The following is a 23,391-nucleotide window of genomic DNA, read 5'->3' as shown; positions in this document are numbered from 1 at the left end:
GCGAGCGGCTGACGCATATCTCGGACCGGCCGTGCGGGCGCGGTTTCTTCGGCGAGTCGGTGTCGGCGGGCATGACGAAGCGACCTCCGTAGGGAAGAAAGAGAAGAGCGGAATCCAGGTGAGGGGTGAAGGGTGAGGGGTGAGCGAGACGGTAGGGCGACGACGTCAGACGCGGCGGCGCAGGAGCAGCACCGTGACGATCGTGAGCAGGGCGGCGAGGCCGCCGAGGACCGCGGTGTCGGTCCACTGGAAGGTCCAGTAGTCACCGGCCGGGTTGGCCTCGTAGAAGCGGGCCACGTACCCGTGGGCCGTCATGCACTCCTTGAGCTGGGTACCTGACGGGTAGGCGCAGTTGAACACGGAGTCGTGGCGGCCGGAGGCCGTGATGAGGCCGTAGTTGCCGGTCGACCACTTCTCGCCCATCGGCGCCTTGGGGGTGCTGCCGGCGCTGACGTAGGTGTGCGGCGGCACCAGGAGCCGGGTCCAGTGCGTCCACTCCAGCAGGAGTGCCGTCGTCCCCGTCACCAGCAGGGTCAGGCCCATCGCTGCCAGGACCCGGCGGGCCAGCAGGCCCAGCAGGGTGCCGGCTGCCAGGCCGAACAGGGCGGCCGCGACGACACGGGGGCCCGAGCCGCTCAGGGCCGTGGTGTCGTACCAGAACAGGCCGTAGCTGCGGTCGGCGGCCGGCCGCCACCACCAGGCGAACACGCCCGCGAGCAGGCCGGAGAGGGCGGTCGTGGTCGCCGCGGCCAGGGCGAACCGGGAAGCGAACCACTGACCGCGGCTCAGCCCCTGGGAGAGGACCAGGCGATGGGTGCCCAGTTCCCGGTCGCGGCCCAGCAGCGGGGCTCCCCAGAAGACGCCGATGACGACGGGCAGGACGATGTTCAGCGCCCCGAGGTACTTCAGCGGCTCGACGTCGAGCAGGAGCGGCAGGCCGGTGTCTGACCGTGTGCAGTACAGCGGCCCGGTGGCGCAGTGGTCGAACAGCCCGCTGTGCAGGGCGTCCAGCATGCCCGAACGGTAGTACGCGGCGATCGCCGCGGTGAGCAGCAGGGCGGCCGCGCCGACGCCGGCGGCGACGCGCTGCTGGCGCCAGGCGAGCCAGAGGGAGCCTTTCACGCCGCCGCCTCCGTCCGCTCGGCCGCGGCGGGGAGGCCCGGCGCCTCCTCGGCCTGGAGATGGCCGATCAGGATGTCCTCCAGCCGGGGCCGTGCCGCGTGCCAGTCGCCGCGCAGCGGTCCGCGTTGCCGCACCAGGGCGGTCAGCTGTCTGCCGGCGGTACGGCGGTGTACGACGGTGTGCTGTGCGGCCAGGGCGTCGGCCCGGTCGGCGGGTCCGGTCAGTACGGCGTGACTCTCGCGCAGTGCCTCGGCGTCCTCGCTCAGTTCGGCGCGGCCGTCGCGCAGCATCAGCACCCAGTCGCAGGTCTCCTCCAGCTCGGGCAGCACGTGCGAGGAGAGCACGATGCTCGTGCCGCGCTCGGCGGCCTCGGCCATCAGCGCCGCCATGATCTCGCCTCGTGCCACGGGGTCGAGGTCGGCCAACGGCTCGTCGAGCAGCAGGAGTTCGGGCCGTTTGCCGAGGGCCAGGGCGAGCGCGACGCGGGTGCGCCGGCCGGGCGAGAGTTCGCCGACGCGGGCGTGGAGCGGGATGCCGCCCTCGTGGACGATCCGCTCGGCGGCCCGCCGGTCCCACGAGGAGTTCAGCTTCTCGCCCATCAGCAGGGTGTCCGCCACGGTGAAACGGGGGTAGAGCGGCTTGTCCTGGGTGAGCAGGGCGACCCGGGTGCGGGCCTCGGTGGTGCCGGGCGCGGCGCCCAGCACCCGCAGGTCCCCGGAGCCGGCTCGCAGGAGGCCGCCGGCCAGGTGCAACAGGGTGCTCTTGCCGGCACCGTTGCGTCCGACGAGGGCGGCTATACGACCGCCGGGTACGGTGAACTCGCAGTCCCGCAGGGCCCAGTCGCCCCGCCTTCGGTACCGGAATCCGAGTCCCGTGGCGCGCAGCGCGGCCGGCGCGTCAGGCCCGGTCATGCGTCCTCCTTCCTGCGTTCCCGGTCGCCCGGGGGGTGGCTGTCGTGTTCGTTGTCGTGGGCGTCCAGGGCCGCTGTGACCATGGCGAGGACATCGGCCCGTTCCAGGCCTCCGGCCCGGGCGCGTGCCACCCAGCCGGTCACCTCCCGGCGCAGCGGCGAGTCGTCCTCCGCGCCGGGCCGGGCGAGTGATCGCGTCACGAAGGTTCCGAGGCCGCGGCGCAGTTCGACCAGGCCGGCCTGCTCCAGGTCGCGGTAGGCCCGGAGCACGGTGTTGGGGTTGATGGCGGTCGCCGCCACCACCTCCTTGGCCGTGGGCAGCTTGTCCCCGACCTTGAGGAAGCCCATCCGGAGCGCTCGTTCGGTCTGCTCGACGATCTGCACATAGGCCGGTACGCCGCTGCCACGGTCGATCCGGTAGTCGATCACGTCGTCTTCCTCGGTTCCACCACGCTTGTGCTAATGAATTAATGGAAGCATGGTGGATCTCCGGTCGCGCTGTCAAACGCCTGTGAGCGCGTGAACGGGGACGGGGTGCCGCCGGGGCCCTGCCGCCCGGGTGGGACACGAGGGGAATCAGGCGGTGCCGGGTTCCTCGTACGGGATGCGGTTCAGGTGCAGCACCTCGCCGAGAGTGCCCCATTCGTCGCCGCCGAGCTTGGTCAGGGGGCGCAGCAGCTCGCTGCTGGGGCGGCCGTCGGCGAGGTAGTTCTCGTCGGCCGCGGCATGGAGCACCCGTCCGAAGACCAGGGTGCAGTTCCCCATGCGCAGGGTTGTGTGGGAACGGCACTCCAGAGCCACATGGGCGGCCGCCACCCTGGGCGGACGCACGCTTCGGCTGGCCTCCCGCTCGATGCCCGCGGTGTCGAACTCGCTCACCGAGCGCGGGAAGTCGACGGCCGTGGCGTTGATGAGCTGCAGGAGCGGTTCGGACGAGAAGTTGACGACGAACTCCCCGGTCTCCTCGACGTTCCGCAGCGAGTCCTTACGGCCGATCGAGGTGAACTGGACGATCGGGGGATCGGTGCTGGCGATGCTGAAGAAGGAGTGCGGGGCCAGGTTCTCGGTCCTTCCGTCGGGTGTGATCGTGGAGACCCATGCGATCGGCCGGGGAATGACGACCGACGTCAGAAACCTGTAGAAGTCCGTGCTGCTCATCGCCTCGGGGGCGTATTCCACACGCATGGACCGAGTATCGGACCGGCACGCCTGGGCCTCCCGCAGCCCGCCGGGTGTGTCGTGCCGGCTCACGCACCGTGCGTCTCGTCGGGTGGCCCGGCGGCTCCGAGCGCCCGTGGGTTGAGGGTGCCGAGCATGCGCTGGAGGTGTTCGCGCACCTGTTCCTGCTCCTCGGGCAGAAAGGCCTGGAGGGCTTCCCGCTCGCACGGTTCCAGTACGCCCTCGCCCTGCAGTGCCAGCTCCACCCCGGCGGCGGTGACGGACATCTCGACGATCTTCCCGTGGGTGGGGTGGGCCTGCCGCCGGACCAGCCCACGCTCCACCAGGTCGCGCAGCGCCGTGCCCATCGACTGGGCGGTGACGCCGCAGCGGCGGGCGAGTTCGGCGCTGGACATGGTGCCGTCCCGGGTCAGCCGCACCAGCGCGCTGTACTGCGCCTGGGTCAGCCTGAGCGGGCGCAGCGCCTGTTCGATGCGCTGCGCGTAGGCCTGCGAGAGCTGCCAGAGCAGATAGCCGATGCGCTCGCTGGGATCCCACACTGTCACTGCATACTCCACGTATCTGTTAACTTATATCAGGTACCTTACATCATGAGGATCGGGGAACCGTGCCCAGCACCACCACCTCCACAAGCCAAGATCATCTCCCCGGTGCGGACCCAGGGCCGGCGCGACACCGTCACCGTCCCGGTCCGCAGACCGACGCTCCCCCCGAGCGTTCGGGGCTGACCGGCCGGCAGGCGGTGCTCAAGCCCGTCATCACCGTGCTCACCATCGGTCTGGTCTTCGTCAGCGTTTTTCTCGCCGCCTTCCATACGCCCAAGGCGCACCGCCTGCCGATCGCCGTGGCCGCGTCCGACAAGACCGCGGCGCTCTTCGACGTCCGGCTCCAGCGCGTCTCGCCGGACGCCTTCCAGGTGGACCGCTACCAGGACGACGCCTCGGCCCGCTCGGCGGTCGAGCACCGCCGCGCGTACGCCGCGCTGCTGGCCGACGACGGCACGCCCAGGATCGTCTACGCCGGCGCGAACGGTCCCGCCGTGTCCGCGCTGGTGGCACCCCTCGGCACGCTGTGCGGCTCCGGCTGCCAGGCGGCGGGTCACAGGATGCCCGTGACCGACATCCTCCCCCTTTCGTCCGGGGACAGCCGCGGCCTGTCGGTCTTCTACGCGTCGTTCGGCCTGGTGCTCTCGGGCTTCCTCTTCGGCCAGATGACCTATCAGGTGGCACCGCGCCTGTCCTTCGGGCAGCGCGTGTCCAGTCTGGCGCTGTTCGCGGTCGTCGGCGGGCTGGGGGCGACCCTCATCGCGAGTACGGCCTTCGGCGCCATATCCGGCCCCTTCCTGGGCATCGCGGGACTCGTGACGCTGATGGCGGGGGCCGTTGCGGCGGCCACCGTGCTCCTGATCCGCATCTTCGGTCCGGTCGGGGTTCCGCTGGCGTCGATCTTCATGCTGGTCATGGGGAACGCCACCAGCGGTGGAGTGCTGCCTCCCGAATTCCTGCCCGGCTGGCTGAAGCCGCTCGCCTCGGTCATGCCCGCGGGCGTCGGCGTCCGCGCGCTGGACGGGATCGCCTACTTCCACCACGACGGACTGACCAGCGGCATAGTGGTGCTGTCGACATGGATCGCGCTCTGCGTGGCGGGGCTTTTCCTGCTGGACCGGATCGCCGCATCGGCCGGGATCGTGCACGCCGCGAGGTCATGAGACCGCCCTGTCACACCTTCTGGCCCTGTCTTGTCTAAGGGGTGTCGAACAACAAACAGAGGGTCTGATGCGCGAAATTGTGATCGTCGGTGGCGGCTATGCAGGCTTCTACGCCGCATGGGGCCTGGAGAAGAGGCTCAGTGCGGCAGAGGCGCGGGTCACGGTTGTCGACCCCCGCCCGTACATGACGTACCAACCGTTTCTGCCGGAGGTGACGGCGGGATCGGTCGAGGCCCGGCACGCCGCCGTGTCGCTGCGGCGGCACCTGCGCCGCGCCCGGCTGATCGCGGGAACCGTGACGGCGATCCGCCACGCGGACCGGACGGTCACGGTACGACCCGCCGACGGAGCGGAGTACGAACTGCGTTACGACACCCTCGTCGTGACCGCCGGTGCCGTGACCCGCACCTTTCCCATCCCGGGGCTCGCCCGGCACGCGATCGGTCTGAAGCACGTCGAAGAGGCGGTGGCCATCCGCGACCGGCTGATGACCGCGTTCGACCAGGCGGCCTCCCTGCCTCCCGGCGCCGAGCGGCGGCGGCTGTTGACCGTCACGTTCGTGGGCGGCGGGTTCTCCGGGGTCGAGGGCTTCGGGGAACTCCTGTCGCTCGCGACGGCGATGCTCAAGTCGTACCCGGAGCTGAGCGCTGACGAACTCTCCTTCCACCTGGTCGAGGCCCGGGGCCGGATCCTCCCCGAGGTGGGGGACAAGCCGGGCGCCTGGGTGGTGCGCTCCCTGGAGCGTCGTGGCGCGCACGTTCACCTCGACACACAGATCCGCTCCCTCGCCGACGGCCGTGTAGTGCTCTCCGACGGGGAGGAGTTCGATTCCGCGCTGGTCGTGTGGACCGCCGGCAACGCCTCCAATCCGGTCGTGCACAACCACTCGGATCTTCCGATCGACGAACGGGGCCTGCTCGTGGTCCGCCCCGACCTGCGCGTGGGCACCGGCAGCGAACCCGTCCCGGACGCATGGGCGGCCGGGGACGACGCGGCCGTGCCCGACCTGGCCTCCACGGTGCCGGGGGCTCACACGGTGCCGAACGCCCAGCACGCCGTACGGCAGGGCAGGCGCCTCGCGAAGAACATCGTGGCCGACCTGCGCGGGAGGCGCATCAAGAACTACCGTCACAGCAGCCTGGGGGTGGTGGCCACGCTCGGGCTGGGGCGGGGCATCTTCCAGTACAAGAGGATCGTCATCAAGGGACTTCCTGCCTGGCTGATGCACCGGGGCTACCACGTCCTGGCCGTGCCCTCATGGGAACGCAAGATCCGCGTCCTCACGGTCTGGCTCACGGCCGCGGTCTTCGGCCGGGATCTCGTCTCTCTCGCCTCCGTCCAGCATCCACGCGACGCGTTCGTCACGAGCGGCGATCCGCAGCACGCCGGCGAGAGCCCGACGAGCGGTCGTACGGCCGCATGACCGTGGAGCACACCATGAACACGAGCAAGGAGGCCGCGCGCGGCCTGACCGACATCGAGACCTTCCTGTACCGGCACGCCCATCTGGCAGCGGCACGGCAGCGCGTCACGGTCTTCACCACACGGGTACCGGGGCTGACCCGGGAGCAGAAGGTGGACATCGAGAGCTGGTACCTGAAGGAACAGACATACGTCGCGCGCATCGTGACGGAACACATCGCGGCACACGTCACCGAGGTGCAGGAGCGGCACCGGGTCCGCTTCACGCGCTGGCTGCGAGGAACGCTCACCGCGATGATCCTGACCAGCGTGGCCATGGCCCTGTGCTTCGCCGTGCTCCTGAAATCGTTGAGCTGAACGCCGGCTGCGAACCGCGTTGACGCTTCCGCTGCCGGAGCCGCGGCCCGGAGCGGCGGCCGCGTCACGGGCCCGTACCTCGACGCCGTCGGCCGGCCGCGTCGAATCACCAGATCATGCGATGCGCCCCGGGAGTGCACCGAGCCACTCCGGCCGTTCGGACCTGCCCTGACGCGGTGCCCGCGGGCCGCGCGATCCACCGCCCGTCCCGGGGCCGGCCGAATCACTCGATCATGCGATGCGCCCGGACACCGCTATGACCCAGTCTGGCCTGGTTGGCGAAGAATGCATGTACTACCTGAACAGAGTCCTGAGGTCAGCCGAGGGGCGGGCCGCGAGACCACGATGTCTCCGCCTGACCGCCGTTGCTCCGACAGAGGAGCGGGGCCGATCCGGATCTCTGGTTCAGCTGCGACGGGACCAGTCGTGACTTCCAGTTGCCGCTTGTCCCCTGGACCGCTTGCCGAAGCCGTCCGCGTGTCCGCGGTAGCGATGTGATCCCGCCACGCGACTGCCGTATCCGGAGGAACGAGGACCACAGGACCATGTATCTCAAGTCGTCCCCTGCGACGAGTGACCTTGACGAGGCTGTCTCTGCCTTCGTGCAGTACCGGGCGCGCCTCTTCGGGATCGCCTACCGTGTGCTCGGCAGTGTGGCCGAGGCCGAGGACGTGGTCCAGGAGGTGTGGCTGCGCTGGCAGAAGACCGACCGCTCCGTGGTGCTGAGCCCCGTGGCCTTCCTGTCCAGCGCGACGACCCGCCTGGCCATCAACGTGGCGCAGTCGGCGCGGGTGCGCCGGGAGACCTACATCGGGCCGTGGTTGCCCGAGCCCGTCGACACCGGTTGTGATCCGGAGGTGGGCGCGCAGCGGGCGGAGGCTCTGGAGCTGGCCCTGTTGCTCGTGCTGGAGAAGCTGAGCCCCACCGAGCGGGCCGCGTACGTCCTGCGCGAGGCGTTCGACTACTCCTATCCGGAGATCGCCGAGATCCTGCAGCTCAGCGTCGTCAACGTCCGCCAGATCGTGAGCCGTTCGCGCAAACGCCTTGCGGGCGAGCCGCGCTCGAGTGTGGACGCGCTGGAGCATCGGCGCCTGCTGGACGCCTTCGTCTCAGCGGCTCGCACCGGCGATGTGGCCTCCCTGGAAGCCGTCCTCGCCCCTGACGTCGTCAGCCTGTCCGACGGCAACGGTCTGCGGGGGGCCGCCCGGGTACCTGTGGTGGGGCCTGCGCGTGTGGCCAACCTGGCCACCGCGACCCGCCGGTTCTGGCAGGGCACGGACCTGCGGCTGGTCGAGGCCAACGGCCGTACGGGCGTGATGATCTACCGCGACGGTTCCCCCACCACGATCCTGACGATCGCCGCTTCCCGGGAAGGCATCCGCAGGGTGATGTGGGTGTTCGACCCCGGCAAGATCGCCGCGTTTCTGGACTCCGGCGCCCGAGGCGCAACTGCGCCCGGCCTTGCGGCGGTTGACGGATGAGCCGCACTCCCCGGCTTCCTCAACCGGGCTCGAACGCCGCGGTGCGGTACATCTCGGCTGCGGTGACGGAGGCGGGCACGCCGAGTTCGGCCGCGACCGCCCTGATCGCGCTCTCGCCGACCTCGAGATCGGCTCGGCCGTCGTCGGTGAAGTACGGCTCGATGAACGTCTCGTAGTGTGCTCGGACCTCTTCCGCGGTCTGTCCGCCGAGGAATGTCCGGATGTGCCGCAGCGTGGTCCCGGGGTCGTCGTGGATCACCTGCAGGGCACGGCGGTGCGCACGTACGACGGCCTGGACCGCGGGGTCGTCGGGCGGGATGTGGGTGGGGTCCACGGCCACGCCCACGGTGGGGATCTGGAAGTGGTCGCCCACCCAGGCCAGCAACTGCCAGCCGTGCTCGGCGGCCACCGCCTCCGGCGCCATGGTGCTGCCCACGTAGGCGGCGTCGATGCTGCCCTCGTGCAGCCCGCGCAGGTCCAGGCCGTAGTCGCCGGGCGCACGGACGACGGTGTGCAGGTCGCGGTCGGGATCGAGACCGGCCCGGCGCAGCACGATCCGGGCGAAGCATCCGGGTGCGGTGCGGGGGGCGTGCACGGCCAGCCGCCGGCCGGCCAGATCGGCCAGGGAGGTCAGGCCGGGGCGGGCGAGGAACCAGAACAGCGGACGGTGTGTGTTGACGTTGAGGGCGACCCAGGGAGTCCCGTCGGCCAGCCGTGACAGCAGTGCCCTGCCGAGCCCGATGGTGGCGCAGCGGCGCAGCCGCTCCTCGTCCCACGTGCAGCCGTCGCGCAGTGCGACGTGCACTCCCTCGTCGGCGTAGTAGTCCTGCTGGTCGGCGACATAGGCGGCCAGTTCCTCGTGCAGGCCACGGCCGACGTAGGCGAGATCGATGGTGTGCATGACGGCCTTTCTCGGTCGTGCGGTCCGGGAGGTCGGCGCTCCGTGCGCGCCGGACGGCGGGTGCGTCAGTACATCGTCATTCCGCCGTTGACCGCGGCGGTGGTGCCGGTCATGAAGGTGTTGTCCTCGCCGGTGTAGAAGGCGATCGCCTGGGCGACGTCGGCCGGGCGCGCCAGGCGGCCCAGCGGGGTGGCGGCCACCTGCCGCTCCCTGACCGCGTCGCCGGTCACGCCGGCCATCCGGGTGTCCTCCACCGCACCGGGCGCGACCACGTTGACCGTGATTCCGTGCGGACCCAGTTCCTGGGCGAGATAGCGGGCCAGCCCTTCCAGCGCGGCCTTGGCCGTCCCCAGCGCGACCATGCCCGCCCGGGGGCGGCGGCTCAGGCCGGTACCGAGGTAGACGATGCGTCCCCAGCCCTGCTCGGTCATGTGGGGCAGGACGGCCTTGGTGACCGCGAACGCCGCGTGCAACTCGGCGTCGAGCTTGCCGCCCAGCTCCCCCCACGTCATCTCCTGGAACGACTTGACCGCGTACGGGATGAGCGCGTTGTGCACGAGTACGTCGATGCCGCCCCACGCGGCCCGGACCCGCCCGACCATGTCCTCGATCGCCGCTGCCTCACGCACGTCGGCCTGGACGGCCATGGCCCGGCCGCCGGCGGCCCCGATGCCGGCCACGACCTCCTCGGCCGCTTCGGCGCTGCTGAGGTAGTTGACCACCACGCCCGTCCCCCGTGCGGCGAGGAGCCGCGCGGTGGCCGCCCCGATTCCGCTGCTGGCGCCCGTCACCAACGCCACTCTGCCGGGTGTCCCGGTCATGAGATCACCTCCTTCTCGTCGTCGCGGCCCGTCGGAAGGGCCGCGCGCGGTTGTCCTTCGCATCGCACCGACCTAGCCGGTGGCGGTGAGCCCGATGAGCAGCAGGGCGATGTCGTCCGTCATGGGGGCGGTACGCCGTGCGTGGTCGATCAGGGCTGTGGCGAGCCGGTCCACGGGCTGGAACCGGGTCCGGGCGAGCTGGGTGGCGAGCGCGGCCATGGCGTCGTCCAGGTCGACCCCGGGAGTTTCGACGAGTCCGTCGGTGTACAGGGCGAGGACGGTGCCGGGCGTCAGCGGGATCTCGGCGGCCGGATAGTCCGTGTCGGGGTCGATGCCGAGCAGCAGTCCGGGCGGCAGGGAAAGGACCTCGGCGTGTCCGTCGGGGTGGCGCAGGATCGGCGGGGGATGCCCGGCGGTGGCCAGGACGGCCCGGCGGCGTGCGAGGTCGAGATGCGCGTAGAGGCAGCTGGCGAAGCGGCCCGGGTCCAGGTCGACCAGCTGGCGGTTGGCGTGTGTGAGGGCCTGCGCCGGCGTGGTTCCGGTGGCGGCGTAGGAGCGGAGGAAGGGACGGATCCGGCCCATGACCGCGGCGGCGGTGACGTTGTGGCCCTGGACGTCGCCGATGAACGCGGCCGCGGTGGTGTCGTCCACCCGGACCAGATCGTAGAAGTCGCCGCCGATGTCCATGCCACGGGCGGCGGGCAGGTAACGGGCGGCCGCGTCCAGGCCCGGGACGTCGGGCAGCGAGTCGGGGAGCAGGGCGGCCTGCAGGGTCTGCGCGAGCTCCTTGCTGGCGTCGTACAGGCGGGCCCGTTCCAGTGCCTGGGCGACGAGTCCCGCGAGTGCGGTGAAGACGACCCGTTCCTGCTCGGAGAAGGTGTGGGGGCGGTCGAAGGCGAACACGCACGAGCCCACCGGGCGCCCGGAGGTGACCAGCGGCAGAAAGACCCAGGCGTGCAGGTCTTCCTGGCGGACGGCGGCCGGGTAGGCGCGGGACAGTTCCTCGAACGTGGCGAAGAAGGCGGGCCGACGGGTGGCGAGGACCCGAACCGGGGGTGCCTGGCAGGTCAGCGGTGCTCCGTCGAAGAGTTCCAGGAGTCCGGGGTCGTATCCACGACGGCCGATGACGCGCATTCTGCCGTCCTCTTCCGTGAGCAGGGCCACGGTCCGGGCGCCGAAGGCCGGCAGCATCTCCTCGGTGAGCAGATCGACCACGTCGCGCACGCCCACGGCCTCCGAGAGGGCGGCGGCCAGGTGGAGCACCTGGTAGACCTCGCCCAGGGGGATCTGCTCGCCCAGGAACGTCCCCGTCCGTGCGGGCCCGGCCGGTGGGGCCGGGCCCGGAACGGTCGGCGAGATGCGGACGCTCACCCCGGACGCGTCGGGGTAGAGCTCGAAGGCGAGCCAGTGGTCCGGCGGATGCAGGGCGGTGAAGCAGGCGGGGCCGCCACTGACCAGGGCGTCGCGGAAGCGGTCCTCGACGGGTGAGCCGGCGCACCAGGGCAAGGACTGCCAGGGACGTGTGCCGGTCAGCTCGGGGACGCTGCCGCCCAGCAGAGTCGCGGCGGTGGCGCTGACGTAGGTGAACGTGCCCTTGAGGTCGAGCGAGCAGTTGCCCTCCGGCAGCCGTTCGACGAGGCCCGCCGCGGCCAGCGCCTCGGCCGGGTCCCGGCTGCGGGCCGGCGGCTGCAACAGGGTGCGCGGTGCAGGTCCCGGACGTACGGCGTCGCCGGTGTCGGCGGCCTCGCGCAGGAACCGCCCCAGGCGGCGGCAGGCGGCGGCAACCCGGTCGGGTCCCGGACCGGCGGCCCCGGCGGCCCTGGCGGTGTCGGCCCCGGGCCACAGGAGCAGCAGCGTGCCCCAGGCCGTGGTGCCGGTGACGATCGGTGCCGCGGCCGCCGCGCAGTGGTGGCGAAGTGCGATCGCCGTACGCGGATAGCGCCGGGCGAACTCCTCGGGATCGCTCAGCCAGACCAGCCGTCGCAGGCGGAGCGCCTCCGCCACCGCGACAGGGCTCGACAGCGCCACCCGGGACCAGGGCGTCAGGTACTCCGCCGGCAGCCCCGTGGTCACCTCCAGCCGCAGCGTCTGCCCGTCGGACGCCAGCAGGAAGACCGCACCCGCGAGCACCCCCGTGTCGCGCACGGCGAACTCCAGCAGCCGGTCCAGCTCCGCCCGGCGTGTCGGCCCGGAGGCGGCGGAGGACGGACGAGGCCCGTAGGGCGGTACCGCGCCGTCTTTCCACGTGGCGCACATACCAGCACCGTACGTCCGCACCGGCCGGCCCCGCGCGGGAGAGCCGCCGGGACCGCCGTCGCGGCAGTGGCCGCTGTCACAGATCAAAGCGCCGTCCGGTCAATGCCCTGAAAAGGGACAAGTAGGGGCGCAATCGCGCTCATGTCCGACAGCGGAATCGAGCACGGTGACGAAGCACGGCGTGCCACAGGTGCCTGCCTCGCCGCCACCTATCCGAGGACGACGATTCGATGATCAGCACAGACACAGCGACACCCCGCAGGCAGCCGAACATCCGCGAGCCCTCGGAGTCGGCGATCGCGATGCTCGACGAGCAGGGGACGGTGGTCGGATGGACGCGGGCCGCCGAGCGGCTGGTCGGGTACTCCGCCGGCGACGTGGTGGGCCGGTCGGCCTCGGCCGTGCTGCCGTACTCCGAAGAAGCGCCTGCGACCGCGGAGTTCGTCGACCGGTGCCGGGCCCGGCGCGGCTGGTCGGGCACGACGACGGTACGGCACCGGGACGGGCACGGGCTCGACGTGAGCCTGCGGGTCTCGATGCTGTGGGGGCACGGCGAAACGGTCCGGTGGCTCGTCTCCGTGACCGACATCGGTGAGGCCTCAGGGGAAGCGACGAACGAACTGGTGCGGGAATCGCTGCTCGCCCGCGTCCCCATGGGCGTCGTCGTGCGGGACCCGCAACTGCGGTGCACCTGGGTGAACGACACGATGGAGAGCCACGACGGCATCTCCCGCGACCGTCGGCTCGGACGGCGGTTCAGCGACGTGCGGCCGGGTGCCGAGGCCGAAACACTCGAGGCGGCGATGCGTGAGGTGATGCGGGGCGGGCCCGTGAAGGTCCACGACCACCGGACGTGGCTGCCGTCGAGCCCGCGCCGGGAGCACACGTACGCGGCTTCGGTCTTCTGCCTCCAGGACGCCGACGGTCAGGTGCTGGGGGTGTGCGTCATCAGCGTCGACCTCACCGAGAGCCGGCGGGCGCGCGATCGCCTGGCCATCCTCAGCGAGGGCAGTACCCGCCTCGGCGGCAGCCTGGACGTGATGCGGACCAGCCAGGAACTGGCCGACCTGGCCGTGCCGCTGCTCGCCGACTACGTCGCCGTGGACCTCGAACAGTCGGTCCCGTTCGGCGAAGGGCCCCCGGTCTGCATCGGGGCCACGGGCCGGCGCCTCCCCGTTTTCCGGCGCGCCGGTCTGGCATCGATCCACGACGGGGTCCCGGAGTCCCCGTGGGCGCACGGCGAGGTGGTCCCCTGGCCGCCCGCCTCACCCTTCACCGACGTCCTGCGCACCGGGATGCCCCACCTGGAGCCGGTCCTGGACGCCGCTCCGGGCACCTGGATCGACGAGGACCCGGAGCGGGCGCGGACGATCCACGAGAACGGCATCCACTCCCTGATGCTCATACCCATCCGTGCGCGGCGCGTCCTGCTGGGCATGGTGCTGTTCATCCGCACCTCGGACCCGGGGCCGTTCCAGGAGGTCGACGTGCTCCTCGCCGAGGAACTCGTCGGCCGCGCCGCGCTGGCGTTGGACAACGCGCGCCAGTACGCCCGCGAGCACACCGCCGCCCTCGCCCTCCAGCGGAACCTGCTCCCGCACCGTCTGAAGGGCGGCGCGGCGGTCGACACGGCGTCGCGCTACCTCCCCGCCGACATGGATCACGGCGTCGGGGGCGACTGGTTCGACGTGATTCCGCTGTCCGGCGCGCGGGTGGCCCTCGTCGTAGGCGACGTGGTCGGACACGGGATCGACGCCGCCGCGACCATGGGCCGGCTCCGCACCGCCGTACGCACCCTCGCCGACATGGAGCTGCCCCCCGACGAACTGCTCACCCACCTCGACGACACGGTCCAGCGGCTGGCCGAGGACGATGCCGACGCTCCGGAGCAGTACTCCCCGGCCGTCGGCGCCACCTGTCTGTACGCGGTCTACGACCCGGTCACCCGCTGGTGTGCCATGGCGAGGGCCGGGCACCCGCCGCCCGCGATCATCGACCCGCAGGGGCGGGTCGCCTTCCCCGACCTGCCCCCCGGAACCCCGCTGGGCATGGGCCTGGGCGTCCCCTTCGAGGCCGCGGAGCTGGAACTGCCCGAGGGAAGTCTCCTCGGCCTGTACACCGACGGACTGGTCGAGACCCGCGACCACGACATCGACGTGGGAATGCACCGCCTCGGCAGCGCCCTGGCCCAACCGGGCCGCCCCCTCGAAGAACTCTGCGGCAGCGCGATGGAGACCTTCCCGGGGCAGGCGCCCTCCGACGACGCCACGCTGCTCCTCGTCCGCACCCGTACGCTCAGCCCCGCCCAGGTGGCTACCTGGACGCTGCCCGGCGACCAGACCGCTGCCCGCAGCGCCCGGCACATGGCGGCCCGTCAGCTGACCGAATGGGGCCTGGACGGTGTTGCGGACGCCACGAAGCTGATCGTCAGTGAACTGGTCACCAACGCCGTCCGCCACGGCAGCGGCCGGATCACCCTGCGGCTGATCCGGCACCAGGTCCTGACCTGCGAAGTGTTCGACTCGAGCGCCTGCGCCCCACGTCTGCGCAGCGCATGCACCCATGACGAGAACGGCCGCGGCCTCTTTCTGGTCGCCCAGTTGTCCCGCAGATGGGGCTTCCGCACCGTGCCGGGCGGCAAAGTGGTCTGGGCCGAAGAGGATCTGGCCCCCGCAGCGGCAGACCCACTGGCCTCCGGGGTTCGGCCCGCGCCCGCGGAACGACCCGTCCTCGTCTCCGCGACGGCCGCGGACTCCGGTGTCGTCGCGGGACGCGGGCCCTTGCCCTGGTAGCGGGTTCGCCATGCCGCGCGCTCCTGGTTTGTGAGGGCCGCCGTCCGGATGCAGGGTGGTTCCTGGAGCAGCAGTGCCGGACCATCCGCTCCGGGCAGCCCTACGGAGGTGCAGCAGTGTCGGCAGAGGACCCGGCGGCCGGGACCGCCGGACAGGACAACGGGTCGGCGTTCGGCCCCAGGATGCTGGCGGACGTCAAGCCGCCCTTCGTTCCCGAGGGTGCTTCGGGCATGACCGTTCTCGTCGAGTGGCCGCCCGGGGACCCCGGGACTCCACCGCACCGTCACTCGGGGCCGTGTTTCGGCTACGTCCTCGAAGGAGCGGTCCGGTGGGAGCTCGAGGGCGAGCCGGAACGTGTGATCAAGGCCGGTGACACGTTCTGGGAGCCGGGCGGTGAGGTGATCCACTACCAGAACGGCAACGCCTCGTCGGAGGTGCCGGCCAAGTACATCGTGTTCATGATGTGCGCGCCGGGCCAGCCGATGCTCACCCTGGTCGACGACGAGGAACTGGAGAAACGGGCCCACTTGCGCGCCCCACGCCCCAGCGAGTGATCCGCCGGCTCGCAAGGAGGGCCCCGGCCGACATGGCAGGGGGACCGGCGTTGAGGGCGCATATGGCCTGCGGCATGCTTGCCCCATGCGCAGCACAGACCCCACGGGCCACCTGGACCCCGGGCGCGAAGACCAGGCCGGGACCGGGCTGCGCCTCCGAGGACGGGACCGTGAGATCGCGGCCGTCCGCGAGGCTCTGGTGGCGGTGCGTGGCGGACGAGGCGCCTGCGTCGTCGTGGAAGGCGCGCCCGGCGTCGGCAAGAGCCGGCTCCTCGCGGAGCTGGACGACCGCGCGCGGCGGTGCGGGTTCGACGTGGTCTCCGTACGGGCCGACGAGTTCGATCAATATGCGGCAGGAGCCGCCCTGCAGTCCGTCCTGCAGGCCCACGACGGTTCCGCCCGAGCCGCCGCGGGCCTGGACGACCAGCGGCTCCGGTTGCTGGACAGCATCGCGGACGCGCTGGAGGACCGGGCTCAGCGCGCGCCGGTACTCGTGCTCGTGGACGACGCACAATGGTCGGATCCGGCCACGCTCTTCGCGCTGCGCACGCTGCCCGGACGACTGGCCACCTCGCGGATCCTGTGGGTGCTGGCGGTACGGTCGGAGACCGAGCGCCCGACCGTGGCCAGGGTGCGGGAGGACCTCGAACGCCTCGGCGCCCGATGGCTGACCCTCGGCCCGCTGCCCCAGCGGGAACTGGAGCACATCGCGGCCGACGTGCTCGGGGCGCAACCCTCACCCGGTCTGGCCAGGATGCTGCGCGGCGTCGCGGGCAACCCGTTCCTGGCGATCGAACTGGTGCGCTCTTTCCCTGACACGGAGGCCGTCGAAGCAGGGACGGGCGCGGCAGGCCGCCTGTACCGCGACATACCCGTCGGCTTCCGGCAGGGTGTCGCCGCGCGTCTGCACCAGCTCCCGGAGGACGCCGCACGTCTCCTCCAGATCGGCTCCGTCCTCGGCCGCGAATTCGACCTCGGCACGGCGGCCCGCATGCTCGGGAGGCAGGTCGGCAGCCTGCTGTCCGGCGTGGAAGCCGCCCTGAACAGCGATCTGCTCTCGGCGGACGGCCCGCGGCTCGCCTTCCGCCACGACCTCCTGCGCCAGGCCGTCCACGAGAACCTGCCGCCGGCCGTACGGACCGCGCTGCACCGGGAGGCCGCCGAGAGCCTGCGCGCCGACGGGGCACGGTCGGCGGAGGTGGCCTGGCATGTGGTCATGGCGGGCGGCCCGCTCGAGGACGACGCCGTGACCATGCTGCACACCGCCGTACGGGAACTGTCGTCGACGGCCCCCGACGCGGCCGCGGACCTGGCCCAGCGGATCGCCGGCCTGCTGCCCCCGCGCGACCGGCGCCGCGTCGGACTGCTGACCGACGCCGCCGAGTACCTCGGCCGGACCCGCCGGGTTCACGAGGCGCTCGACCTGGTCGACGCGACCCTGTCGGACGGTCTGGAGCCGCCGCAGGAGGCGAACCTGCGCCTGGTGGCCGCCGAGATTCACCAGGCCGCGGGGGACGACGACGCGGCCATGACCCACCTGCAGCAGGCCCTGGACCTCCCCGCGCTGCCGCACGACCTGCGGGTCCTGCTGCTGAAGACCCAGGGGACGGGCCACGTGTACCTCGGGAACATCGCCGCCGCCGAGCAGACGGACACCGGCCTGGTCGCGGACGCCTACCGAAGCCACGATCCAGCCGTCGTCGTCAGCGTCATGGTGTTCCAGTCGCAGACGTCCTTCTACCGTGGCCGCCTCGGCCGAGCGCTGGAGCTCGCCGAGGCCGCCACCGCCCGCGCCTACGCCGAGCCCACCGTGCCCTACCTGCGGCCCCCTAGAATTCCGGCGCTGTGGCTGGCCACGGTACTGACCAGCACCGACCGGCTCGGGGACACCGAGCGGGTGCTGCGTGAGGGCCGGCGCGAAGCGGAGGCGCTGGGCCTCGGCTGGTCACTGCCGCACTGGCATGCCCGCCGTGCCTGCGCCCTGCTCGAACAGGGCGCGCTGGACGACGCGGCCGTGGAGGCCGAGGCCGGCCTGGCGGTGGCGGACGAACTCGAGATCACCCAGCCGAATCCGCAGGCCCGCGCCGTGCTGGCACTGGTGGAGACCAGGCGCGGTGACCTCGCCGGGGCGAGGGACCATCTCCGCGCGGCCGAAGCCGGTTCCGGCACGAACGCGCGGCGGTACGCCCTGTGGGTGTCGCTCGCGCGCGCCTGCCTGGCGGACGCGGAGGGCAGGCACCAGGCAGCGGCGGCGGCACTCACGGGCAGCTTCGAGGGCAGCGAGCCGACGCGGCTGCTCACCCTTCCGCCGTCCCACTGGCCCTCGATCGTGCGTATCGCGCTGCGCGGCGCCGAGCAGTCGGTCGCGCAGGCCGTGTCCGGTGCACTGGGCACCCTGACCGCGCGGGACGACAGCCAGCGGATCGGCGCGGCCGTCCGTGCCCATGTGGACGGCCTGCTCAACAGCGACCCGCGTGCCCTCATGTCCGCCGTCGCCGGCTACCGGAGCACCGGCAGGCGACTGGCTCTGGCCGCGGCGTGCGAGGACCTCGGCGAGCTCATGGCCGCCTCGGCCGAGACGGCGCAGGCGATCGCGTACTTCGAAGAAGCGGGTGAGCTGGTGTCGGCCTCGGGTGCCCGGGGCGACGGCGAACGGCTGAAGCGGCGGCTACGGCAGCTGGGCGTGCGCGCGGGCGCCCCCCGGCTCGACACGGTCGGCTCCCCGGGGTGGGGGAGTCTGACCGAATCCGAGCGGAAACTGATCCCGCTCGTCGTGGCCGGGCTCACCAACCGGGCGATCGCCGACCGGCTCCACGTGTCCGTGCACACCGTCAACACCCACATGAGACACATCTTCACCAAGCTCGACATCAACACCCGTGTCGAACTGACCCGGCTGGCCGTCGAACGGGGCGATGTCGCCGACGGGACCGGGTGAGGGGTGCCCCGGCTCCGGAGGCGCGGGCTGCGGCGCCGAAGGCCGCACCTCAGACGAAGGCGCTCTGCCCGGTTATGGACTTGCCGACGATGAGGGTCTGCATCTGGCGGGTGCCCTCGTAGGAGTAGAGGGCCTCGGCGTCGGCGAAGAACCGTGCGACGTCGTAGTCGAGGACGATGCCGTTGCCGCCGAAGATCTCGCGGCCGGCCGCGACGACCTCGCGCATCCGGGACGTGGTGAACCCCTTGGCCAGCGCCGAGTGGTCGTCGCGGAAGATGCCCTGGTCCTGCAGCCGGGCGAGCTGCACCAGCATGCCCCAGGACGCGGTGATGTCGCCCAGGCTCTTCACCAGCAGGTCCTGCACCATCTGGAATCCGGCGATCGGACGCCCGAACTGCCGCCGCTCCTTGGCGTAGCCGAGGGCGAGCTCGTAGGCGCCGATCATGACGCCCAGAGCCTGCCAGGCGACACCGCTGCGGGTGAAGCGCAGGATCTCCGCGACGTCCCTGAAGGAGTTGATGTTCTGGAGGCGGTCGGCCTCCGGGACCCGTACGTCGGTCAGGGTGATCTCGGCGTTCTCTACGATCCGGAGCGCGATCTTGCCCTCGATCTTCACCGGCACGAACCCGGGGGTGCCCTTCTCGACGACGAAGCCCTTGACCTGGTTGTCATCCACGTCCCGCGCCCACACCACGACGTGGTCGGCGAAGGTGGCGTTGCCGATCCACCTCTTCGCGCCGTTGAGCACCCAAGTGCCGCCCCGGCGCTCGGCGGTGGTGCGCATGCCGCCGGAGACGTCGGAGCCACCCAGCGGTTCGGTCATGGCGAAGGCGCCGATCTTCTCCATCGAGGCCATGGCGGGCAGCCACCTCTTCCGCTGCTCCTGGTCGCCACCGGTGAGGATGGAGTAGAAGCTGAGGCCGTTGTGGACACCGAAGAAGGTGGCGACCGAGGCGTCGACGCGACTCATCTCCATCGCGAGCATGCCGCCGAGCAGATGGCTGGCGGCGGGCAGGTGGTCACCGTACCCCTCGTACGACAGGGCGGTCAGGCCGCTCCCGCGGAACCTCTCGATCAGTTCCACGGGGAACTCGCCCTTGTCCCAGTACCCGTTGACCAACGGTTTCACCTCGTCACGAAGGAAGGTGCGGGCCTTGCGCAATATCGTGCGTTCCTCGTCCGGGAGAAGCGCCTCGTAGAGGTAGAAGTCGGCGGCGAGCAGGTCGTCCGACAGCGCAGGGGGAGTGGTGGTCATGTCGTTCTCCTGGAAGGTCTTCGTTTCGGTCAATGGGGCATCAGAAGCATGACCAGCGTTCCCATGGCCGTCGCTCCGTCCCAGAAGCGGTTGCACACACTGCTCAGGCTGGTCGAGTCGGCCACCGTGCCGGTGGTTGCGCGCAGCGCGGGCATGTCGCGGGTCAGCGCCTGCAGAGCACAGGTGAGCAGGTACAGCGCCAACACTCCGGTGACGACGCTGCCGGCCCTCGACTCGCCCATGGAGTGGCTGACCTGCATGGCCTGGTGTGCCGTCGGAACGCCGTCGGCCATGGTCTGGTGCCCATGCCCCGCCGCGCGGTACGACATCCAGGTCATCGCCGCCATGCCCACCGCGTAGGGCAGTCTCCGCACCATTGCCGACAGCTGTCCCTCCTGACCCCTCCTGACGGCGGTCAGCGGGAACCACAGTGCGGCGGCGGCGAAGAAGACCGACTGCGGCAGCGCGGGCAGGGCGCCGCCCCAGCCCCACGGCATCACGGCCATGGTCAGCGCCATGGCGGCGTGCAGCAGATGGTCCACGCGGCTGCGGCAGCCACCGGTCCGGGCCACGACACTCTGCCGGAGCGCTCGGACAGCGGCCGCCGTGAACAAGGCGGTCAGCATGTAGTGGACAACGTCGGAGGCACTCATGCCGAGTCGCACCCTCCCACGGAGCTGTCGGGATCCGTGTCGGAATTGGCGTGTGTGAGCGGGTGGGTGGTCAGCCGGTGGGGCGCGGGGCGCGCAGATGGGCCCGTTCGGCCAGTTCCTTCTCACCGACGAGTTCGAGCATCGGCCTGCCCGGCGCGCACATCATGGTCACGACGAACCGGGTCCGCGCATGCGTCAGCGCGTTGCCGTCCTGGTAATGGATCACATCACCACCCGGCTCCCAGAACGTCCCACCGGCTTCGACGACGCGCTCGGGCTCGCCCTCCAGCTCGAAACGGACCGCTCCCTCGATGACGTACCCGAAGGCCGGTCCCGAGTGGCGGTGCGGCGGCGTTCCCGGGTCGCCGGGCTCCCACTCGACCTGAATGGTCATCGCCGACGCACCCTCGGGAATGGCGAGCGGTGCGGCGTCCTGAAGCACCGTCACCGCCGTCTTCCAGCCTTCCGACTTCTCCGGCATCGTGTTGCACCTCCATAGATCCACTGCGTCCTGGGCCAGACATACCGCGCGACCGGAACATCTCCGGACAGACATGCCGCCGGCCGGCCGGGTGTTCCCACGTCCTGGTCCCACGCACGTACGGCAGTGATGACCGGACGCACGGTGAATCCGTGACACAGCAGGCTGCGCCTCGATGTCACAACACCGGCGCGAACGCCGGACGGGGCTCCGGCATGAGGGCGACGCCCAGCAGTTCCCCTAGCCGCGTCGTGGAGTGCTCTGCGCTGCGATGCAGAACAGTGGCCATTCCCAGGGCCTCGGCGGGCGGCAGGTTCTCCGCGTTGTCGTCGACGAAGACGCAGTCCCCACCGGGCACTTCGAGCATCGTGAGGAGCAGCCGATACGCAGCCGGGTCCGGTTTGCGCAGTCCGTGCTGCCCGGAGACGAACGCCGCGTCGAAGGCCGTGTCGATGTCGAAGCCCCGATACATGTTCCACGGCGCCAAGCCCATGCTGTTGGACAGCAGACCCGTCTTCAGTCCGCAGGCGCGGGCCCGGGTCAGCACCGACACCATGGAATCGTCGAGACGGGAGTCCGCGAAGATCCGGCCCAGCAGGTCGGTGCTGTCGATGCCCAGCGCCCGGCCCATGCGCCGGTTCCAGTCGGACTGAGTGGCCGTGCCGCGTTCGAGGTCGTGAGTGAGCGCGACCATCGCCGGGTTCCGGTACCAGCCGTGCTCCACCGCCCCCTCGGGCAGGCCTTCGCGGGCTTCGAAGCCGCGCACCGCATCGTCGAGCGATGTCGTGAGCACACCGCCGAAGTCCACTATGAGACATGTTCTCGGCACAGTCTTCCGAACCTCTCTCCCACACCGTCTGCCGGCACCCGGGGCCGCACTGTCACGCACGGTGCTTGTCGGTGATCTCCCGGTACTCCGGCAAGGTCGGCTTGGGGATCTGCGAGCCTTCGCCGTAGAGGGCACGGCTGACCCCGACCCGCAGGCGCCGGGCGAGGCGGGCGCCCGCGGGTCGGTCGCCCGTGTCGCCGTTCGCGCAGGGGGCGATCGGTGTGTACTGCTCATGCTGTGTCAGGAGGTGGAGCTCCGCCTGACCGAGAGGCTCGTGCACCTCGACGAACTCGCCGTGCGGCAGGCGCTTGACGATGCCCGTCTCGCGACCGTGCAGCACCTTGTCGCGATCCCTGCGTTGCAGACCGAGAGCCCACCGCTTCGCCACGGCGTAGGCCGCGACAGGCACGACGAACAGGCCGATGCGGACCGCCCACGTGACTGATTCGACCGAGAGGTGGAACCGGGTGGCGATGATGTCGTTCGCGGCGCCGATGAGCGACACCAGATAGAAGCCGATCCATGCGACACCGAGTGCCGTGCGCACGGGGCGGTTGCGCGGTCTGTCGAGAAGGTGCTGCTCACGATCGTCCCCGGTCACCCAGGACTCGATGAACGGATACGCGCCCATGGCCAGGAAGAAGCCGACGCCCGCCACCAGCGGAATCAGGTTGTCCAGAGCCAGGGTGTGGCCCCACAGGGCGATCTCCCAGCCCGGCATGACGCGCAGCAGTCCGTCCGCCACGCCCATGTACCAGTCGGGCTGCGAGCCGGCCGAGACCTGGTCGACGCGGTAGGGGCCGTACAGCCAGATGGGATTGATCTGCGCGAGGGCCGCGATCGCGAAGATGACACCGCCGACCAGGAAGAAGACACCCGCGGACTTCACCGCCCGCACCTTGAGCGGCAGGCCCACCAGGTTCCTGTTGCTCCGGCCCGGGCCCGGATACTGCGTGTGCCTGTGGTGGAGCAGCAGGATCAGATGGGCCACGAGCAGTCCCACCATGATGGCCGGGATGACCAGGACATGGACCGCGTTGAAGCGCGCCACCAGTTCACCGCCCGGGAACCCGCCTCCGAAGAGAAACATCGAAAGGTAGGTTCCGACGACCGGTATGGAAAGGATCGTCCCGTTCACGACGGCGAGCCCGGTGCCGGAAAGAAGGTCGTCCGGCAGGTCGTATCCGGTCAGTCCTCCGAACATTCCGAGGACCAGCAGCAGGAAGCCGAACAGCCACTGGAATTCACGGGGTTTGCGGAAGGCCCCGGTGAAGAACACGCGCAGCATGTGGACGAGCATGGCCCCGATGAACACCAGGGCCGCCCAGTGATGCGCCTGCCGGATCAACAGGCCGCCCCGGACGTCGAAGGAGACGTGCATGGTGGAGTTGTACGCCTCCGACACCGTCTGCCCCCGCAACGGCAGGTAACTGCCGTTGTACTGCACCTCTTTCATCGACGGATGGAAGTACAGGCTCAGATAGACCCCGGTCACGACAATGACGAGGAAACTGTAGAGACAGATCTCCCCCAACAAGAAGGACCAGTGGTCGGGGAAAGCCTTGCGTGCATTGGCCCGCAGCAGGCTGTACGGGCCCAGGCGTCCGTCCGCCCAGCGGGCGATGCGCTCCCCATCGCCTCCTTCGGCCACTTCTTCCTTCTGGCTCGGATCATCCATGCCCCGGCAACCATTCCTCACCCGGCCCGAAAAGGGACGCTCGCGATGCCATGA

20 protein-coding genes are annotated in these 23,391 nt (G+C 70.9%); 7 read left to right on the top strand and 13 right to left on the bottom strand.

The genetic code is table 11. The features are described 5' to 3' along the window. Window positions 1–165: 165 nt before the first annotated feature. The 5 genes from ACFY6U_RS07865 to ACFY6U_RS07845 form a co-directional block, all read right to left on the bottom strand. The gene (locus ACFY6U_RS07865; RefSeq protein ID WP_390035751.1) at window positions 166–1,122 is read right to left on the bottom strand and encodes a transporter; all 957 of its coding nucleotides are present in this window, start codon (window positions 1,120–1,122) and stop codon (window positions 166–168) included. Then, window positions 1,119–2,033 (bottom strand): ATP-binding cassette domain-containing protein, encoded by a 915-nt coding sequence (locus ACFY6U_RS07860; RefSeq protein ID WP_390035749.1) that lies wholly within the window; start codon window positions 2,031–2,033, stop codon window positions 1,119–1,121. Before ACFY6U_RS07860 ends, ACFY6U_RS07865 begins: the two co-directional genes overlap by 4 nt. Beyond that, window positions 2,030–2,461: a GntR family transcriptional regulator gene (locus ACFY6U_RS07855; RefSeq protein WP_390035747.1), complete on the bottom strand. Its 432-nt coding sequence runs from the start codon at window positions 2,459–2,461 to the stop codon at window positions 2,030–2,032. Before ACFY6U_RS07855 ends, ACFY6U_RS07860 begins: the two co-directional genes overlap by 4 nt. A 147-nt stretch (window positions 2,462–2,608) precedes the next feature. Next, a complete protein-coding gene (locus ACFY6U_RS07850; protein ID WP_390035745.1) occupies window positions 2,609–3,217 on the bottom strand; it encodes a flavin reductase family protein in 609 nt (202 codons plus the stop codon). A 62-nt stretch (window positions 3,218–3,279) separates the two neighbouring features. Next, entirely contained in the window at window positions 3,280–3,756 is a 477-nt protein-coding gene (locus tag ACFY6U_RS07845) for a MarR family winged helix-turn-helix transcriptional regulator (protein WP_390035743.1), read from the bottom strand. A gap of 197 nt (window positions 3,757–3,953) precedes the next feature. On the opposite strand from ACFY6U_RS07845, the gene ACFY6U_RS07840 reads away from it, so the two are divergent. From ACFY6U_RS07840 to ACFY6U_RS07825, 4 genes are all read left to right on the top strand, one after another. Continuing rightward, a complete protein-coding gene (locus tag ACFY6U_RS07840; RefSeq protein ID WP_390035741.1) occupies window positions 3,954–4,919 on the top strand; it encodes an ABC transporter permease in 966 nt (321 codons plus the stop codon). Between the two features lie 67 nt (window positions 4,920–4,986). Beyond that, window positions 4,987–6,342 (top strand): NAD(P)/FAD-dependent oxidoreductase, encoded by a 1,356-nt coding sequence (locus tag ACFY6U_RS07835; RefSeq protein WP_390035739.1) that lies wholly within the window; start codon window positions 4,987–4,989, stop codon window positions 6,340–6,342. 14 nt (window positions 6,343–6,356) lie between these two features. Next, window positions 6,357–6,698: a hypothetical protein gene (locus tag ACFY6U_RS07830; RefSeq protein WP_390035737.1), complete on the top strand. Its 342-nt coding sequence runs from the start codon at window positions 6,357–6,359 to the stop codon at window positions 6,696–6,698. Between the two features lie 545 nt (window positions 6,699–7,243). Then, a complete protein-coding gene (locus ACFY6U_RS07825; protein WP_390035735.1) occupies window positions 7,244–8,179 on the top strand; it encodes an RNA polymerase sigma-70 factor in 936 nt (311 codons plus the stop codon). Window positions 8,180–8,198: 19 nt separating this feature from the next. On the opposite strand, the gene ACFY6U_RS07820 is transcribed toward ACFY6U_RS07825, so the two are convergent. From ACFY6U_RS07820 to ACFY6U_RS07810, 3 genes are all read right to left on the bottom strand, one after another. Beyond that, window positions 8,199–9,080: an ABC transporter substrate-binding protein gene (locus ACFY6U_RS07820; protein WP_390035733.1), complete on the bottom strand. Its 882-nt coding sequence runs from the start codon at window positions 9,078–9,080 to the stop codon at window positions 8,199–8,201. A gap of 65 nt (window positions 9,081–9,145) precedes the next feature. Continuing rightward, a complete protein-coding gene (locus ACFY6U_RS07815) occupies window positions 9,146–9,901 on the bottom strand; it encodes an SDR family NAD(P)-dependent oxidoreductase (RefSeq protein ID WP_390035731.1) in 756 nt (251 codons plus the stop codon). Window positions 9,902–9,973: 72 nt separating this feature from the next. Beyond that, window positions 9,974–12,157: a SpoIIE family protein phosphatase gene (locus ACFY6U_RS07810; protein WP_390035729.1), complete on the bottom strand. Its 2,184-nt coding sequence runs from the start codon at window positions 12,155–12,157 to the stop codon at window positions 9,974–9,976. A gap of 230 nt (window positions 12,158–12,387) precedes the next feature. On the opposite strand from ACFY6U_RS07810, the gene ACFY6U_RS07805 reads away from it, so the two are divergent. The 3 genes from ACFY6U_RS07805 (at window position 12,388) to ACFY6U_RS07795 (ending at window position 18,441) form a co-directional block, all read left to right on the top strand. Then, complete coding sequence (locus ACFY6U_RS07805; protein ID WP_390035727.1) at window positions 12,388–14,949, top strand: SpoIIE family protein phosphatase; 2,562 nt, start codon at window positions 12,388–12,390, stop codon at window positions 14,947–14,949. A gap of 182 nt (window positions 14,950–15,131) precedes the next feature. After that, window positions 15,132–15,503, top strand: coding sequence for a cupin domain-containing protein (locus tag ACFY6U_RS07800; protein ID WP_390036540.1), 372 nt, complete (start codon window positions 15,132–15,134; stop codon window positions 15,501–15,503). Between the two features lie 85 nt (window positions 15,504–15,588). After that, the gene (locus tag ACFY6U_RS07795) at window positions 15,589–18,441 is read left to right on the top strand and encodes an AAA family ATPase (protein ID WP_390035725.1); all 2,853 of its coding nucleotides are present in this window, start codon (window positions 15,589–15,591) and stop codon (window positions 18,439–18,441) included. Window positions 18,442–18,490: 49 nt separating this feature from the next. Here ACFY6U_RS07795 and ACFY6U_RS07790 read toward each other — a convergent pair whose 3' ends face one another. The 5 genes from ACFY6U_RS07790 to ACFY6U_RS07770 all read right to left on the bottom strand — a co-directional run bounded on the left by ACFY6U_RS07790 (window position 18,491) and on the right by ACFY6U_RS07770 (window position 23,337). Next, window positions 18,491–19,696 (bottom strand): acyl-CoA dehydrogenase family protein, encoded by a 1,206-nt coding sequence (locus tag ACFY6U_RS07790; protein ID WP_390035723.1) that lies wholly within the window; start codon window positions 19,694–19,696, stop codon window positions 18,491–18,493. Window positions 19,697–19,725: 29 nt separating this feature from the next. Beyond that, complete coding sequence (locus tag ACFY6U_RS07785) at window positions 19,726–20,349, bottom strand: DUF5134 domain-containing protein (RefSeq protein WP_390035721.1); 624 nt, start codon at window positions 20,347–20,349, stop codon at window positions 19,726–19,728. A gap of 70 nt (window positions 20,350–20,419) precedes the next feature. After that, the gene (locus tag ACFY6U_RS07780) at window positions 20,420–20,830 is read right to left on the bottom strand and encodes a cupin domain-containing protein (RefSeq protein ID WP_390035719.1); all 411 of its coding nucleotides are present in this window, start codon (window positions 20,828–20,830) and stop codon (window positions 20,420–20,422) included. Between the two features lie 178 nt (window positions 20,831–21,008). Continuing rightward, window positions 21,009–21,638: an HAD family hydrolase gene (locus ACFY6U_RS07775; protein WP_390035717.1), complete on the bottom strand. Its 630-nt coding sequence runs from the start codon at window positions 21,636–21,638 to the stop codon at window positions 21,009–21,011. A 73-nt stretch (window positions 21,639–21,711) separates the two neighbouring features. After that, window positions 21,712–23,337 carry a cytochrome bc complex cytochrome b subunit gene (locus ACFY6U_RS07770; RefSeq protein WP_390035715.1) on the bottom strand — a complete coding sequence of 542 codons (1,626 nt, stop codon included), beginning with the start codon at window positions 23,335–23,337 and terminating at the stop codon, window positions 21,712–21,714. Window positions 23,338–23,391 lie beyond the last annotated feature (54 nt).

The sequence above is a fragment of the Streptomyces sp. NPDC013157 genome (genome assembly GCF_042899865.1).
Taxonomy (GTDB): domain Bacteria; phylum Actinomycetota; class Actinomycetes; order Streptomycetales; family Streptomycetaceae; genus Streptomyces.
Note: the sequence above shows the minus strand (reverse complement) of the source record. Positions and strands in the feature narration are given on the sequence as shown.